The 15,275-nt window shown below is 38.1% G+C and carries 12 protein-coding genes; all 12 read right to left on the bottom strand.

The genetic code is table 11. The annotated features are described in order from the left end of the window. Window positions 1–163: 163 nt before the first annotated feature. The 12 genes from uvrA to AOA56_RS10120 all read right to left on the bottom strand — a co-directional run bounded on the left by uvrA (window position 164) and on the right by AOA56_RS10120 (window position 15,265). Window positions 164–2,995, bottom strand: a complete 2,832-nt coding sequence (gene uvrA, locus AOA56_RS10170; RefSeq protein WP_024732076.1) for an excinuclease ABC subunit UvrA — start codon at window positions 2,993–2,995, stop codon at window positions 164–166. A 16-nt stretch (window positions 2,996–3,011) separates the two neighbouring features. Further along, window positions 3,012–5,009 carry an excinuclease ABC subunit UvrB gene (gene uvrB, locus AOA56_RS10165; RefSeq protein ID WP_053769614.1) on the bottom strand — a complete coding sequence of 666 codons (1,998 nt, stop codon included), beginning with the start codon at window positions 5,007–5,009 and terminating at the stop codon, window positions 3,012–3,014. Between the two features lie 246 nt (window positions 5,010–5,255). Beyond that, on the bottom strand, window positions 5,256–6,425 hold the full coding sequence (locus tag AOA56_RS10160; protein ID WP_053769613.1) for a site-specific integrase: 1,170 nt from the start codon (window positions 6,423–6,425) through the stop codon (window positions 5,256–5,258). An 8-nt stretch (window positions 6,426–6,433) separates the two neighbouring features. Beyond that, window positions 6,434–7,582, bottom strand: a complete 1,149-nt coding sequence (locus AOA56_RS10155; RefSeq protein WP_053769612.1) for a tyrosine-type recombinase/integrase — start codon at window positions 7,580–7,582, stop codon at window positions 6,434–6,436. Window positions 7,583–7,834: 252 nt separating this feature from the next. Then, window positions 7,835–10,240, bottom strand: a complete 2,406-nt coding sequence (locus tag AOA56_RS10150) for an AAA family ATPase (protein ID WP_053769611.1) — start codon at window positions 10,238–10,240, stop codon at window positions 7,835–7,837. Then, window positions 10,240–11,025 carry an ABC-three component system middle component 1 gene (locus AOA56_RS10145; protein ID WP_053769610.1) on the bottom strand — a complete coding sequence of 262 codons (786 nt, stop codon included), beginning with the start codon at window positions 11,023–11,025 and terminating at the stop codon, window positions 10,240–10,242. Before AOA56_RS10145 ends, AOA56_RS10150 begins: the two co-directional genes overlap by 1 nt. Continuing rightward, on the bottom strand, window positions 11,025–12,593 hold the full coding sequence (locus AOA56_RS10140; protein WP_152334151.1) for a hypothetical protein: 1,569 nt from the start codon (window positions 12,591–12,593) through the stop codon (window positions 11,025–11,027). The genes AOA56_RS10145 and AOA56_RS10140 overlap by 1 nt, the downstream gene beginning before the upstream one ends. Window positions 12,594–13,096: 503 nt before the next feature. Beyond that, complete coding sequence (locus tag AOA56_RS16830; protein ID WP_278277151.1) at window positions 13,097–13,213, bottom strand: topoisomerase DNA-binding C4 zinc finger domain-containing protein; 117 nt, start codon at window positions 13,211–13,213, stop codon at window positions 13,097–13,099. Between the two features lie 43 nt (window positions 13,214–13,256). Further along, window positions 13,257–13,754, bottom strand: coding sequence for a hypothetical protein (locus AOA56_RS10135; RefSeq protein ID WP_053769608.1), 498 nt, complete (start codon window positions 13,752–13,754; stop codon window positions 13,257–13,259). An 11-nt stretch (window positions 13,755–13,765) separates the two neighbouring features. After that, window positions 13,766–14,119 (bottom strand): competence protein CoiA family protein, encoded by a 354-nt coding sequence (locus AOA56_RS10130; protein ID WP_162224700.1) that lies wholly within the window; start codon window positions 14,117–14,119, stop codon window positions 13,766–13,768. A 395-nt stretch (window positions 14,120–14,514) separates the two neighbouring features. Then, the gene (locus tag AOA56_RS16025; protein ID WP_053769606.1) at window positions 14,515–14,709 is read right to left on the bottom strand and encodes a hypothetical protein; all 195 of its coding nucleotides are present in this window, start codon (window positions 14,707–14,709) and stop codon (window positions 14,515–14,517) included. A 157-nt stretch (window positions 14,710–14,866) separates the two neighbouring features. Continuing rightward, window positions 14,867–15,265, bottom strand: a complete 399-nt coding sequence (locus AOA56_RS10120; RefSeq protein WP_053769605.1) for a PD-(D/E)XK nuclease domain-containing protein — start codon at window positions 15,263–15,265, stop codon at window positions 14,867–14,869. Window positions 15,266–15,275 lie beyond the last annotated feature (10 nt).

Raw genomic sequence — 15,275 nt, 5'->3', positions numbered from 1 at the left:
ATACACAAAGTCACAAAAATCTGAGTTTCAACTTGTTTGAAAACGAAGATTTTTTGTGTACTTTGTATATGGCGTTCTGCCATCAGCGAGGATTTAGCCACGCAAGTGGCGTTTAAAGCCGCATAGCGGCTAATCCGAGCTGTGTGGCTGAACTGTTACATATTCATTCTTTAAGGAATGGCGCGAGATATCGCCCTGTATGGGATTGTGGACATTTTACAATCTCCTCCGGCGTCCCTTTCGCAATAACAGTTCCGCCTTTGTCTCCGCCTTCCGGTCCCATATCGATAATATAATCCGCTGTTTTAATGACATCCAGATTGTGTTCAATGACAATGACTGTATTGCCGTCCGCCGCCAGTCTTCTGAGAATCTCGGTCAGCTTATGGACATCCGCAAAATGAAGTCCCGTCGTCGGCTCATCCAGAATGTAGACAGTCTTCCCGGTACTGCGCTTGCTCAGCTCTGCTGCCAGCTTGATTCGCTGTGCCTCCCCACCGGACAGCGTTGTCGAAGGCTGTCCCAGGCGGATATAGGAGAGCCCCACATCGTAAAGTGTCTCCATCTTTCGTCTGATACTCGGCACGTTTTCAAAAAAGGTCAGCGCCTCTTCCACAGTCATATTCAGCACGTCGAAAATACTCTTTCCTTTATATTTTACCTCCAATGTCTCCCGGTTGTACCTCTTTCCATGGCAAACTTCACACGGCACATAGACGTCCGGGAGGAAATGCATCTCAATCTTTAAAATTCCATCCCCACTGCACGCCTCACACCGGCCGCCTTTGACATTGAAGCTAAACCGGCCTTTCTTGTATCCCTTCGCCTTTGCGTCCGGCGTTGCCGCAAACAGATCCCGGATCAGATCAAAAACACCCGTGTATGTCGCCGGGTTGGATCGTGGCGTCCGCCCGATCGGCGACTGGTCAATATCGATAACCTTGTCAAGATTTTCCAGGCCCTGAATCTCCCTGTGTTTTCCCGGAATAGTCCTGGCATGATTCAATACTTTCGCAAGTTTCTTATATAAAATCTCGTTGATCAGTGAACTTTTCCCTGAACCTGATACACCTGTCACACAGGTCATCACGCCAAGCGGAATCTCTACATTGATATTCTTCAGATTATTTTCCTTTGCCCCGACAATCTTTAGAAATCCGGTCGGCACCGCCCTCTTTTCCGGCACCGGAATTCGGATTCTTCCGCTTAAGTAATCTCCGGTAACAGAACCAGGCGTATTCATAATCTCCTGAGCATTCCCCGTAGCAACGACTTCTCCGCCATGCTCCCCGGCTCCCGGACCAATATCCACAATATAATCCGCAGCAAGCATGGTATCCTCGTCATGCTCCACGACAATCAAAGAATTTCCCAGATCCCGCAGATGCTTCAAAGTGGCAAGCAGCTTGTCATTGTCCCTCTGGTGCAGTCCAATGCTCGGTTCATCCAGAATATAGGCTACACCAACCAGACCGGAACCGATCTGAGTCGCCAGACGAATTCTCTGTGCTTCCCCGCCGGACAGGCTGCCTGCCGCCCGTGAAAGAGTCAGGTACTCGAGACCAACATCGATTAAAAACCCGATGCGGGAACGGATTTCCTTTAGAATCTGTCCTCCGATCATCTTCTGTACCTCGGTCAGTTCCAGCCCATTTAAAAATTCCTGAAGATTTTCAATAGACATAGCTGTTACTTCATAAATATTTTTGCCGCCGATAGTCACAGCCAGCGCTTCCCTTTTCAGGCGCTGCCCTTTGCAGGCATGACACGGTGTAATTCGCATGAAAGTTTCGTACTCTGCCTTCATCGCGTCGGACCCGGTTTCCCGGTAACGCCGCTCTACATTTTTGATCAGCCCTTCAAAGGCCACGTCGTAGACGCCCTCGCCCCGCTGTCCTTTGTAATATACCTTGATTTCCTTTCCATTCGTTCCATAGATCAGAACGTCATGGATCTTTTTCGGATACTCTTCAAACGGAGTATCCAGATCAAACTTGTATTCCTCGCAAAGAGCGCGCAAAATGGCATTTGTAAAACTGGATGGATCCATACAGGACTGCCATCCAAGCGCCGCGATCGCTCCCTGATTGATACTCAGAGATTTATCCGGGATCATCAGATCCTCGTCAAACTCCATCTTATATCCTAGTCCAAAACATTCCGGGCAGGCGCCAAACGGATTGTTAAACGAAAAACTTCTCGGCTCTATCTCATCAATACTGATCCCACAGTCCGGACAGGAAAAGCTCTGGCTGAAATTGATCGGTTCTCCGTCAATCACGTCCACAGTCATCAATCCCTCCGCCAGATTCAGAGTCGTCTCGATGGAGTCGGTCAGACGCTTTTCAATCCCCGGTTTTACCACAAGCCGGTCCACCACAATCTCAATATTATGCTTGATATTCTTTTCCAGGCGGATCTCCTCTGTCAGCTCGTACATGTTTCCATCGATCCTCACCCGGACATACCCGCTCTTCTTCGCCTTCTCCAAAAGCTTGGCATGGGTTCCTTTCCGTCCTCTCACGACCGGCGCCAGAAGCTGGATTTTTGTCCGCTCCGGCAGTTCCATAATCTGATCTGTCATCTGATCCACCGTTTGCTTTTTGATCTCCTTACCGCAGTTTGGGCAGTGTGGAATCCCGATTCTCGCATACAGGAGACGAAAATAATCATAGATCTCTGTTACCGTTCCTACAGTAGAACGTGGGTTCCGGTTCGTAGATTTCTGATCAATGGAAATTGCCGGGGAAAGTCCCTCAATACTCTCTACATTCGGCTTTTCCATCTGTCCCAGAAACTGTCTTGCGTAGGAGGACAGTGATTCCATGTAACGTCTCTGCCCCTCTGCATAAATCGTGTCAAACGCCAAAGAGGATTTCCCGGAACCACTCAGGCCCGTCAGTACAACCAGTTCATTCCTTGGAATATCCAGGCTGATGTTTTTCAGATTATGCTCATTTGCTCCGCGGATGCGGATATATTGTCTGTTGTCCATTGTTGTTTCCCTTCTTTTATTCTTCAATTTCCTGCAAATGCTTTTTTAATTCAATCATATTGTCTCGCAGCTTGGCAGCCGTCTCAAAATCCAAATCCGCCGCCGCTTTTTTCATCTGTCGCTGCAGATCTTTGATCAGCTTCTCCAGCTCTTCCCGACTCATAGACTCCGGATCCTTCTCCAGCACTTCTTCCTGCTTTGCAACTTTCTTGGAAATACTGATCAGGTCCCGCACCGCTTTTCGAATCGTCTGCGGGGTAATGCCATGCTCCTCATTGTAGCGCATCTGAAGCTCCCGCCTTCTCCTTGTCTCATCAATAGCTGCCCGCATAGAGTCTGTTATCGTGTCCGCATACATAATGACACGTCCATCTGCATTTCTTGCGGCACGCCCGATCGTCTGAATCAATGATGTCTCAGAACGCAGGAATCCCTCTTTATCCGCATCCAGAATTGCGACAAGTGTAATCTCCGGAATGTCCAGGCCCTCCCTCAAAAGATTGATTCCCACCAGTACGTCAAAGACGTCCAGACGCATATCCCGGATAATCTCTGTTCGTTCCAGGGTATCAATATCCGAATGAAGATATCTCACACGGATTCCCAATTCTTTCATATAATCTGTCAGATCCTCTGCCATCCTTTTAGTAAGCGTTGTAATGAGGATCTTGTTCTTCTTAGCTACTTCCTTATTGACTTCTCCAATCAGATCATCAATCTGTCCCTCTACAGGACGCACTTCCACCTCAGGATCAAGAAGACCGGTCGGACGGATTACCTGCTCCGCCCGCAGAAGCTCATGTTCCTCCTCATAGGCCCCCGGCGTCGCCGATACAAACATCACCTGGCTGATCTTGCTCTCAAACTCTTCAAAATTGAGCGGCCGATTGTCCTTTGCCGACGGAAGACGGAACCCATAGTCCACCAGAGTGGTTTTTCTGGACTGGTCTCCATGGTACATCCCACCGATCTGTGGAATCGTCTTGTGGGACTCGTCAATAATCATCAGAAAATCATCCGAAAAATAATCCAGAAGCGTGTGCGGCGGCTCGCCCTCTGCAAGCCCTGTCAGATGACGGGAATAATTCTCAATCCCGGAACAAAAGCCCGTCTCCCGAAGCATCTCAATATCAAAATTCGTCCTCTCTGAAATCCTCTGCGCCTCCAGAAGCTTGTCCTCACCTTTAAAGAAACGAATCTGATGCTCCAGCTCCTCCTCAATCTGTCCGATTGCCCGCTCCATATTCTCTTTGGATACGACATAGTGGGACGCTGGGAAAATCGCAATATGATTCAGCTCATTTTTAATCTCTCCTGTCAGAGAGTCCACTTCCGTAATCCGGTCAATCTCATCACCGAAAAACTCTACCCGGATTATATTCTCTCCAGAACCGGCCGGAAATACTTCCAGTACATCTCCATGAACCCGGAACGTGCCTCTCTTAAAGTCAATGTCATTTCTGTCGTACTGAATGTCGATCAACTTCCCAATGACTTCATCCCGGTCCTTTATCATACCAGGCCGCAGGGAAATCACCATGTTCTGATAGTCAATCGGGCTGCCGAGTCCGTAGATGCAGGACACACTCGCCACGATAATGACGTCTTTTCTTTCGGACAGTGCCGCTGTGGCTGAGTGGCGCAATTTATCAATCTCATCGTTAATCGCCGAGTCCTTGGCAATATAGGTGTCCGATGATGGAACGTAAGCCTCCGGCTGGTAGTAGTCGTAATAGGAGACGAAATATTCTACAGAATTATCCGGGAAGAATTCTTTAAATTCTCCGTACAACTGGGCTGCCAGTGTCTTGTTATGTGCTATGATAAGCGTTGGCTTTTGTAATTGCTGGATGACATTCGCCATGGTAAATGTCTTGCCCGATCCAGTAACGCCAAGCAGTGTCTGGCACTGATTCCCTTCCTTAAACCCTTTCACCAGTGATTCAATTGCCTGAGGCTGATCACCTGTCGGCTTATAGGAAGATACTAATTTAAACTTTCTTTCTTCACTCATATCCGCTTCTCCTGTACGATTCGTGTAATACCATTATTGTATGCCTCTCATATGCGTTTACACGAATTCCGCCCAAATATTCTAACAGCATAAATATTCTGATATTATGCATAGTCAATAGTTTTTATTCCAAACAAATGTTCTTTTTTCATTCTATCCTATCTTGTCATATGCGTCAATCCCATTAGGAAATTTTATTAAAATTCTCTGTATGTGAAAGAAGAAGGGAATCAACGTCTTCTCCTTTCACTTAATCCATTCGTCTACATTCAGAACATACCCTTCTGTAATATGTGGAAGCACTACATAAGTATCTGCGGTAAATTCTTTATTCGTATGTCCCAGTGTTCTGGAAACGGCCGCCAAGCTATAACCTGCTTTCAGAATTACTGTAGTATACGTTGTCCGCAGATTTCTCCATGTAATACGTTCCAGATTTTTTTCTTGCAAAAACTTGTCCAGTTTTTTCCAGAGATATCCTCCCGACCTCGGTCTTCCATAGGAAGAGCAGCATATATAATCTGAATCCTGAAAATATTTTCTTTTTCTGCTCCTTTGCTTTTCATATTTTGTCCGCTCTTCTAAAATTGTCTCGAAAACAATATCCGGTAGTTCCAGACGTCGAAAACTTGCAGGCGTTTTCAAATTTACTTCCTGTTTGGTATATTCCTTGGCAGGCAAATCTCCCTTGCTCCTCTTACTGTCAACGCCTAACTGACGCCGGATTGTAATTTGTCTTTTCACAAAATCTACATCACTATACTTAAGACCAATAATTTCATTTCGTCTTAATCCCATTAATGCAGCGAACAAAACCGGAAGATAAATGTCACTTTCTTTTGCCGCTGCCACAAATTCTTTCAATTCCTCTATCGTCAACGCTTTCTTATTCTGGATATTTAATGCCCTTGGAATTGCTTTCTTCCATTTTAGTCCTGTGATTAAATCATATCCTATATAACCATTTCTCTCTGCATATTTTATGGACGTTGACAAAACTGTTTTTAGGTTCTTTGCAACAGCTGGTGAATACTTGTATACCTTTTGATACATATTCAGAATATGCACTTTCATCAGATTCTCCATCTTCAGTCTTCCGTATTGAGGAATAATGTAGCGGCAGACGCAATTGCGGTAGGCATAATACGATTGATATGCCAGATCTGGTTTTTTTACTTCTTCGAGCCAATAACGATAAAATTCCTTTACACTAGTATCCCCATAAACTGCAAAATTTTTCTGCTGCAGTTCTTCTATCGCAGCCGCTTTCGCGTCTTCTGCCTGTTCAACACTATCAAATCTGCCTATCTGCCTGCTGATTTCCTTATCCCATAGGGTTAAAAAAACAAAAAAGCAAAATTTCTCTTTCCTCCTACAGATATCACTTACTGTCCAATCTAAGATTATATAATTCATCTCGCACTTTATCCTGCAGGAAATTCTTTATTTATATACTGGTTATGGGAAAATTCCAGTTCTGTCAGCTCAGAATATCTTTCATATACATCCTCAATCGTTGCATAACCCATTAACCCCTTTAATACCAAAAAGGAAACCCTATTTGTCCGGAGCATCATCTCCGCATACATATCTCTTAAATCCTGTGGCGACACCTCCGGGACACCAGCCTGTCTGCATAGTCCTTTAAGAAATTTGTTAAAAGATGCCAGCGCTCTGTACTCACCATTTTTCTGACAAGTAATCAAATCATGATCACGGTAGTCCTGCCTCCGTAGAAATTTTGCGTTTTCACTTTGCTTCTTTCTCACAAGTACTTCTTTGATGATCGTATCATGGAGTGTAAGTGTTCGTTCAGAACTGCTGCCACGGATATCTTTCTCTACCGGTTTGTTTGTCATCTTCCCATTTTTACCTTCCGTTTTTTTCGCAACAATTTCCCTCTGGATCTTAACCTGCTTTTTCTCAATATCAAAATCCCCGAATTTCAAGCCATATATTTCTCCGCGTTTCAGCCCGCAGAACATACCCAGTAATATTTCTAAATACCAGTCACATCTTTTTGCATATTGCAGAAAAGTCGTTTTCTCCGTATCTGAGTACAGGAAAATCATGTGTTTCTCCCGCCGGGGCCGTTGTACATTTTTCATCGGATCAAAGTCCAGTATTCCATCTGAAAACGCGCTTGAAAGAGCCATGCCAAACAGCTCATACAGCTTTAATCCATAGGATAACTTTTGCTCCGAAATTTTACGAATAAGCGTATTGATATAGTTTTCAGTCACTGCACACACTTTAATATCGGGCATCATGGGAATAACACAATCTAAAACATATTGATATACCTGGACCGTCGAAGAAGCGAAATCCTTCTGCTGATTTAACCAAACCTGAAGGTATTCTTTCAAATAAATGCTGCTATCCTTTCGTTTCTGCAGTTCCTTTTTCTGAGTCTCAAAAGCAGATAAATACTTATAATAACTTGCTTCTGCTTCTTCTGCCGTTTTAAATCCTCCTTTCTTCCCATACTTCACCATAAAATTCTCATCATAAGACTTCGTGCGATCGTACCATGAGCCTCTTTCAAAAAAAGCTATCTTTTTATTTTTCTCCATAATATCAACCTCCTTTTCTTCTTTGGCCTTCACTATAAATATGATAGATATTAATGTCTTTTTTATTTAGTTGAGAAAATCCCAGACAAAAAAACTGAATGATCTCATTTAGAAACCATCCAGTTTATATATCGGGTCAGCTTATTGTCCGTTTGCGAGTAGCTTTTAAGGGATTCCTTTCTTCCCTCTCCATTTCCAATTTTCCAGACATTGCCCGACAAATTCAGCATATAACAATGCTTTCAAAATCATCTACCTATATATTTCTTCCTTTACATTAAAAGATTGTCCCACTTGATTATATTTATAAAATTTGTACAAAATATAATTCTCTTTATCCATTTCATGTGTTGACAATATTATTTGTTTATCTGCAAAATCGTTTCTAAGCACTTCTATTAAAGAAGAAATATTTATATCATCCATAGTCTGCACTGGATCATCAATAAGGATAAATCCAATGTCATCTGAAGAAACTTTTATGTATTGTTTGTTCATAGCAAAAAGAAAAGCTAAAACAAAACCAGAAAGTTGACCCGAACTAAAGGTGTTTAATATATCATGTTTAGCATCTCCATTTGAGACAAATCTCATTTCATCCTTACTTACAAATACCCCCAGACCATTTTGATAATCTTGAAGTATTTTACCTGTATATATCAATAACGGTACTCTTAATTGCTTTAAAGTAAAATTTTTATATTCTTCCACCGCTTTATCATACACTTTACCTAATTTATGTAGCTGTTGACGAATTTTTGTTACCTTTTCTTTCCTGATAATCAATTCTTTCATTTCTTTTCTAATTGTATGTATTTCAGTATCTTCCTTTTCCCTAACAACTCTTTCAAGATATTGGTATTTCCCTTTTAATTTTTCTATCGATAACAACTTCTTCATATCAGCAATATCTTTACCAAAAACTTTTTCTACGTCATCATATTTGTATTTATCATATAAGCTTTCAAATTCCGGATTCCGTATATCTTTAATCAGTCCGGATAAGATTCTTTGTATATCTACTACTGTTTTGTCCTTGTCTGTTTGCGGTACATAATCTGTATCAGCCAAGTGTTTTGCGACTTTCTCAACATTTGTTGTCCTCCCAGAATCACTGATAAAACTTTTTAATGTTGTTTTTCTTTGAACTATTAGATTAATAGTATTTTCGTCTAATCCATCTATGTATGGATGGATCATCTTTTTTACACGTTCAACCTCACTCTCCAGTTCACTGCTTTTTAATGCAAGCCTTTCCCCTGTACTTCCACTTTCATTTCTCAATAATTTATCTACTTCCTCAAAACCATTATTTAACAAAGTTACATTTGCAAATTCTGTATTACAAAATGGGCATGAGGTTCCCTGCTTATCATACTCATTTTTTGCATTTTTCAATGCATTTCGAGCACTTGATAACTTATCTATTATTTTTTGATTGGTAGAAAATGCATTTTTTAAACTAACTATTTCACTGGATATATTCTTAAGTAATGAGAAATCATATTCCTTTAATTCTGGAATTAATTTCTTTAACGCAACAACATCTTCATCTTTGTAATTAGCAGCATCTGGAATCTCCTGTCTAAAAAGAAGAGTGCTATTATATATCTGAATCATAAAATCCCACTTTTCCAGTTGCTGCTCTGCTTTTTGTCTTGAAATAAGATTGTCAATTATATATTCTCGATTATCTACATAGTCTTCTATCGAATTTCCCTTAAGTATTTTCGAGATATCTTTATTCCATCCATAATTTCTGTAATCGCTTTCATTCTCCCAAAAAGAGACTATACTATCTAATACCTGTAATCCTCTTTTAATCTCAGAAACATCTTCCTCCGCAATATTCTCTCTATCCCAAAAATATAAATTTGGATCTTTTTTATAAAGGCCTAAATCCACATACTGCGGCTTTTCTATCCCGTATTGCACATTATTATTTGATAAAGCTTTTAGCTTTATTGCTTTATTTTTTAATTGTGTTTCCAGATTTATAATCTCATCATTAATCAAATGCCCGCTTGTTCCAATTTTGCTTCCAATAAGATTTGTTATAGCATTTTTTCTTCCATCTATAAAATCTGTTTTTAATAAAACATTCATTGCATTTTTTCTATCAGTAATAGATCTTTTTAAAAAATGCACAGATTCCGCCTGTGAAACATAATAGTATACATTAAAATTTTCTGCTCTATATTTTATTGATGTTTTATTATCTACAGTATCATTCCAATTATCGTAATTATGAAGAAACCGATCCAATTCTTCTGTAGAAATAAATTCCTTAATTTTTCCATAACATATTGAATTTTCAATCTCTAATTTATGTGTATTATTTAATATTTTTGCAAACAGTGTAAGAAATTCATCTTCTTCTCTTTTTAAAGTTAATACAACATATCCGTCCACATCTGCCTTATTAAGCAATATATGTTTTCCTAGATTCGTTTTTTTATTCTCAATCGCTTTATCTAGACGTGTAATATTTTTTGAAAAAATCAATTCAATTGCATCAAAAAAAGTAGTTTTTCCAAAACCATTTGGTCCAGATAAAATAATAGGATTCTTTTCATAATCAATACAGAATTCATAGAATTTTGCATTATCAAAACACTTAAAATTCTTTACACGCAAATTAACAATTTTATATTGCATCACTCCACCCCTTCTATGAATTCATTTATAATTTTATCAATCTCTTTTTCAGTAATATCATCTTTTTCTAAGGAAATTAATTCTTCCAATGCAATCCTATTTTCTTTAATCGCTTCATCAAACTCTACTAAATCATTGCTCAAAGAATCTTTGACTATTTTTTCCAATGAAATATCATCGGATGTTGCTTTAAATTGGTATTGTAAAAAAGGTATCTTTGAAAACAGCCTGATCACAAGCTCATAGACACTATTATTATTTGTTCCATTCATAAGAGAATAATAATTCTCCTCTTCATCTGCCAACTGAGAAAGAATCTCAACAATACTTTTATCACCATAATTGGCTAAGACTTTTTTCAATCCGTCAACTTGTTTTTCTGTATATGGCAGAATATATCTTTTAAAATAATCCGGAGATTCTTCAATCGAATAAATCAAATTTCTATATTTAGATAGCATATTCATTTCCGAAAACTTGACAAGGTATATTGCTGATGTATTTTTGTCAATTTGCGACACCTCCTGCTTATTTTCAAAGGAACTAATTATGGAATACTTAATTCCCCCTTTTTCATTCCCGCCACCAATATATCCCTTTTCCAATTCACTTAATTCTTCTCTTATCACCTCTTCATCATCTGAGATATTAGTACAATCAATAGAATTTAAGATAAAATAGCTTACAATACTTTTGTCTGCATTAACAAAAAAAATCTTGTTATTTTCTTCCCACGTTTTTATAAAATTGTATTCTCCAAATAGCTCAATCATTATATCTTTCATTACTTCAATTCTCCTAATGCTGTCTTTCTATCTATAAGTCTGATAATTTTAGGCCGATTACAGTCCTTTTTCATCTTTTCGACTGTAGAAGAGGTTATCCCACTTATCTCACTCAATTCGTTTCCTGTTAACACATTTACATCTCCCCCATTAAAGAATAGGTTTTCCTCACACAAACGGTCTGTAATCAAAACATCACATTCATATAACAATGACCTGTCTGTCTCTTTTTCTAATTCTTCTCTCAGATTTTTCTGAAATTCATCTATATCATAACTACTATCTAATGTTAACCTGTATGTCCTATTTCCATCTTTTATTGTTTCATATGCATCGTTTCTGACAAGCCCTAACGTTTCAATTTCGTCCAAAAGATTTAGAAACAAATGAGAAACTAAGCTGTCTTGCGGCAAATTATTGTTTTTTCCTACTTGCGGGGTTTTTAATATCAAATTATGTATTATCCGGTTTTTATCAGTTTCTGATTTACCGTTCAAAATGCTAACCTGCTTAAATAAATTGCAAACATCAGAATCCGCACAATCTCTGCAATTACTTTCAGCACAATTATTCCATGGCTCACTTGGATACTCAGCATAAGCATCCCGAATGCTCCTCAACACCTGAAAATATTGGTATGCAACCGTATCTATTTTTTCATGATAATCTATCTCTATCTGTCTTAGTATCTCATCAAACGTAAATATACATTTCCCACTCCGATTTTTCTCAATATAAAAATCCGTAATTTTCTCTTTCATACAAAGAAATAAATTGTCATATACTAACGCTGTATAGTCAACATCAACAAATGTATAGTGAGGGCATTGTATTTTTAATATTTCACTTATGATATTATATGCTTTTGCCCGAATCTCTTTTGTATTATCATATTTTTCTTTATATTCACACAAATATGCTTCATCCTCAGACAAAAGTGGATTATCCTTTTTAAACGTTTCTACCTTATTCTCTATAATAGCTTTATATGTTTCTAAAGCATTATCAATCTCAGTAACTGCGGATTCTATTTTTTTTATATCATTTGAATTTTTAGACACAAACTTTATTATGCTATAAACATCTGCCTTTTTATGATTTCCTGACACTTTATCCAAAACGATATAATCGTCTTCTTTATCCGTAGTCGGAATATCCTTTTTTAAAATAATCTTTTTACTCAACTCTTCCTGCAATTCATTAATATATGTCAATGTTGTTGAAACGAAATCTAATGGGATTTTCTTACTTTTTGACACATGAAAATATCCGTATTCTGCTTTATGCTGAAGAATACCTATTATAAATGAAAATTTATCATTTTTCTTTAAATTTACCGCACCCGCCTTAACTTGATGTAAGGAAATATATTTAGCATTTTTTCTTATAGAAAAATCTTCTTCCCCCTCAATTTGTAAATCATAACCCGAAATACTTTTCCCATACTGTAATAAATCATATATATTTCTTAAAGCAATATACAAAGCTATATGCCCTTGATATTCATAGTTCTCCCATGAGGTTATTGCATTTATAGGTTCAATCAATATCATTTCTATTTTTAACAAAACTTTTTGTTAAAATCCTCCTTTCCACTTTTCAAAAAAGACATTTTACCACTACATTATAAATCATAAAGATATCCACAGGGAAAATCAACACTTTACATTGGCATTTTCTTCTCTCAAACAAATTTCTTTGCCTTTTCCCTTTGATTCTTTTCGATATATTAACTTAATTGCCGAAGGCAGAGGATTTGTAATTCAAAATTTCAAAAAGGAGCCCCAGATCTTCCGAGGTTGTCTCAAAATAAACACAAAAATTAATATTAACTGGGTCCACATCCCCTATCTGTTTTAAAACTTGCTCTAGAAAAGCCAGACTCAATACAATACCAGGGGCGCTATATCGGAAAACTTTTCAAAGTCATCCAGAAGAGAATACCTAACGAGGTGAAATTCACCCCTAATCAAAAGAGCTGTATATCAATAACGACAGAATATAAAAACGCCCTAAGAGTTCTTCATTAAAGTTACCTTTCTTATCGATTTCGTAGCTGGTCCCTTAAGCACTAATTGTTTTCATCATAATTAAACGTAAATCTACAATGCGGAAAATTACTGCACTCAAAAAATTCCCCATATTTACCATTTCTTATAACCAAATAACTACCACATTGCGGACAAATCCCTTGACCTACTAATTCATAAAATTCCTCTTCTCTTTTTTCATTAAAAATCCCCTAGCCTTTTTTCGAACGGCACCTCAAAATCTGCTACATGTGCGATAAGTCTTTTTCCAGAACATAATATTTTTCTTTCCTGATCCACATCATTTTCCTGTACACTTTTATAACAAATAAAATAATCACAATACTGACAATCATCTAAAAAATTTGCATATGATTTTTGCTTCCATACCCTCTTACCGATAGGGCAATTATCAACATGCAACGCAAAATTTCTAGATATAATCTTCTTTGCTTCAGAGGCCTCTAAAAACCTTTTATAAATTTCTTCTCGTTTATCGTTATATACCCATGATTTATACTCATTTTTATTAATCAACACGTCTTGCAAATCTAGCTCAGAAATATTTCTATCAATTTTACTTAAATCAATCTCTATTGTCGGTACTCCCAAAACTTCAATCTTTTTCTTCTTTTCTAAATCTATTTCATGAGTAACAAAAATCTCTACTATTACTTTTCCTATATCCGTTAATAACAAAATATCCGGTATTATATTATCGATCTTTTTTCCAAAATAACTTCCGAAACTTTTAATACTTTTTCTTGTTCTATTAATTCTTTTCTCCCTGTTTCTGGAAACGTCAAATATAATGCTGGTACTTGTATGATACCAGTTTCAGAAATTACTCTTTTCGCAGCCAAATGCAAAGATGTTTGATACCCGAACTCACACTCGATCGTGCTTTTATGTGCAAAATGATGTAATACTTTATTGCCTTTTCTTGCTATTAAAGTTTCGATACACGCCGGACATTTACATCCACACCGCAGTCCACTTTCCACTTCGGATATATGAACTATTATGTTGTCTTTCAAAGCGTATACCAAATTTAAATTTTTCATCTCTATGTCCTTTGTTTTTATAAACATTTTAGTTATTTTATTGCATAAATCTATCTCTTTTGAAATTTTAAGTCTACAAAATAGAGCTTTATCTTCTTTTCATTGAAAGCTTTTTCCAAATCTTGTCGAATGACAAGATCAGGTCGCATAATAAAGTCACTTTTTCATGACTACCAGGAAATTTTATAATTAGAGTGTACTATCCTTCCAAGAACAATAAGAGCATTCAGTCCATATTAACATTTTCTCGTCTTACGCATTTTCAAATGTCCTAACTTACTTCAAAAAACCACCGCACATTTAGTGCTGGCTGTTTTCAAGTGTTTAAATCAGTATTATATTGTCAATTTCCAAAGGTTCCGTTCTTTCCCTCTATTCTTTCCACCTAGCAGGCGCTACTCCATAATCAATTCTTTTGCATATCCTTCTCTCTCCGATTCTGGAATACCGAGTGCTTCCATTGCCTGTTCTTTCGTCAATGTCATATTTTTCATAAGATTTCTGAGAGAGAAAACAACACCTATTCGAAATCCCTCTTGGTATCCCTTCTGATATCTCCTTTCTACTATATCCATACTCAGGTTATACATAAACTACACCTCACTGTTCAAGTGTTCTATCCTTCTCATCAAAAGCTCTTTCCGCAATTTCCCTGCTCAGGCCAAGCATACCAGCAGACAAAAAGCCTCAACTCTCAACAGATCATGCATTTCCTATCAGTTTTTTCCTGCATGGAATAACAGTCGATTATATTCTTTCATTTCTCTGGTTTTTATTCTCCTTCCCCCGGAAAGCAAAGACATATTTTCTGTTCCCCTCCGGCTGCATCCCTTTTCCAGTCAGAACGGACGCATAGTTCTTCGTTTCAATCTGGCTTAATGCTACTTCGACTGTCTGCGGCAAGTCCTTCTCATCCTGATCCTGAATTTTGAATTCCATAATGATCGCCGGATCTGCTTTCTCTTTCGACTCTACCACCACATCATATCTTCCAAATCCGCTTTCGAGGTTTGATGTGATCTGATAACGGTCTTCGAGATCTACAATCAGCCCTAATACGAATCCATGATAAAACCGTTCCGGCTCCTTAGCCTCAGAAGGCTTTTTCCCCGTGTCAAAATCTTTGACGATGATGATGTAAACCAACTGCGGACCA

This window comes from Sellimonas intestinalis (assembly GCF_001280875.1).
GTDB classification, from domain to species: domain Bacteria; phylum Bacillota; class Clostridia; order Lachnospirales; family Lachnospiraceae; genus Sellimonas; species Sellimonas intestinalis.
Note: the sequence above shows the minus strand (reverse complement) of the source record. Positions and strands in the feature narration are given on the sequence as shown.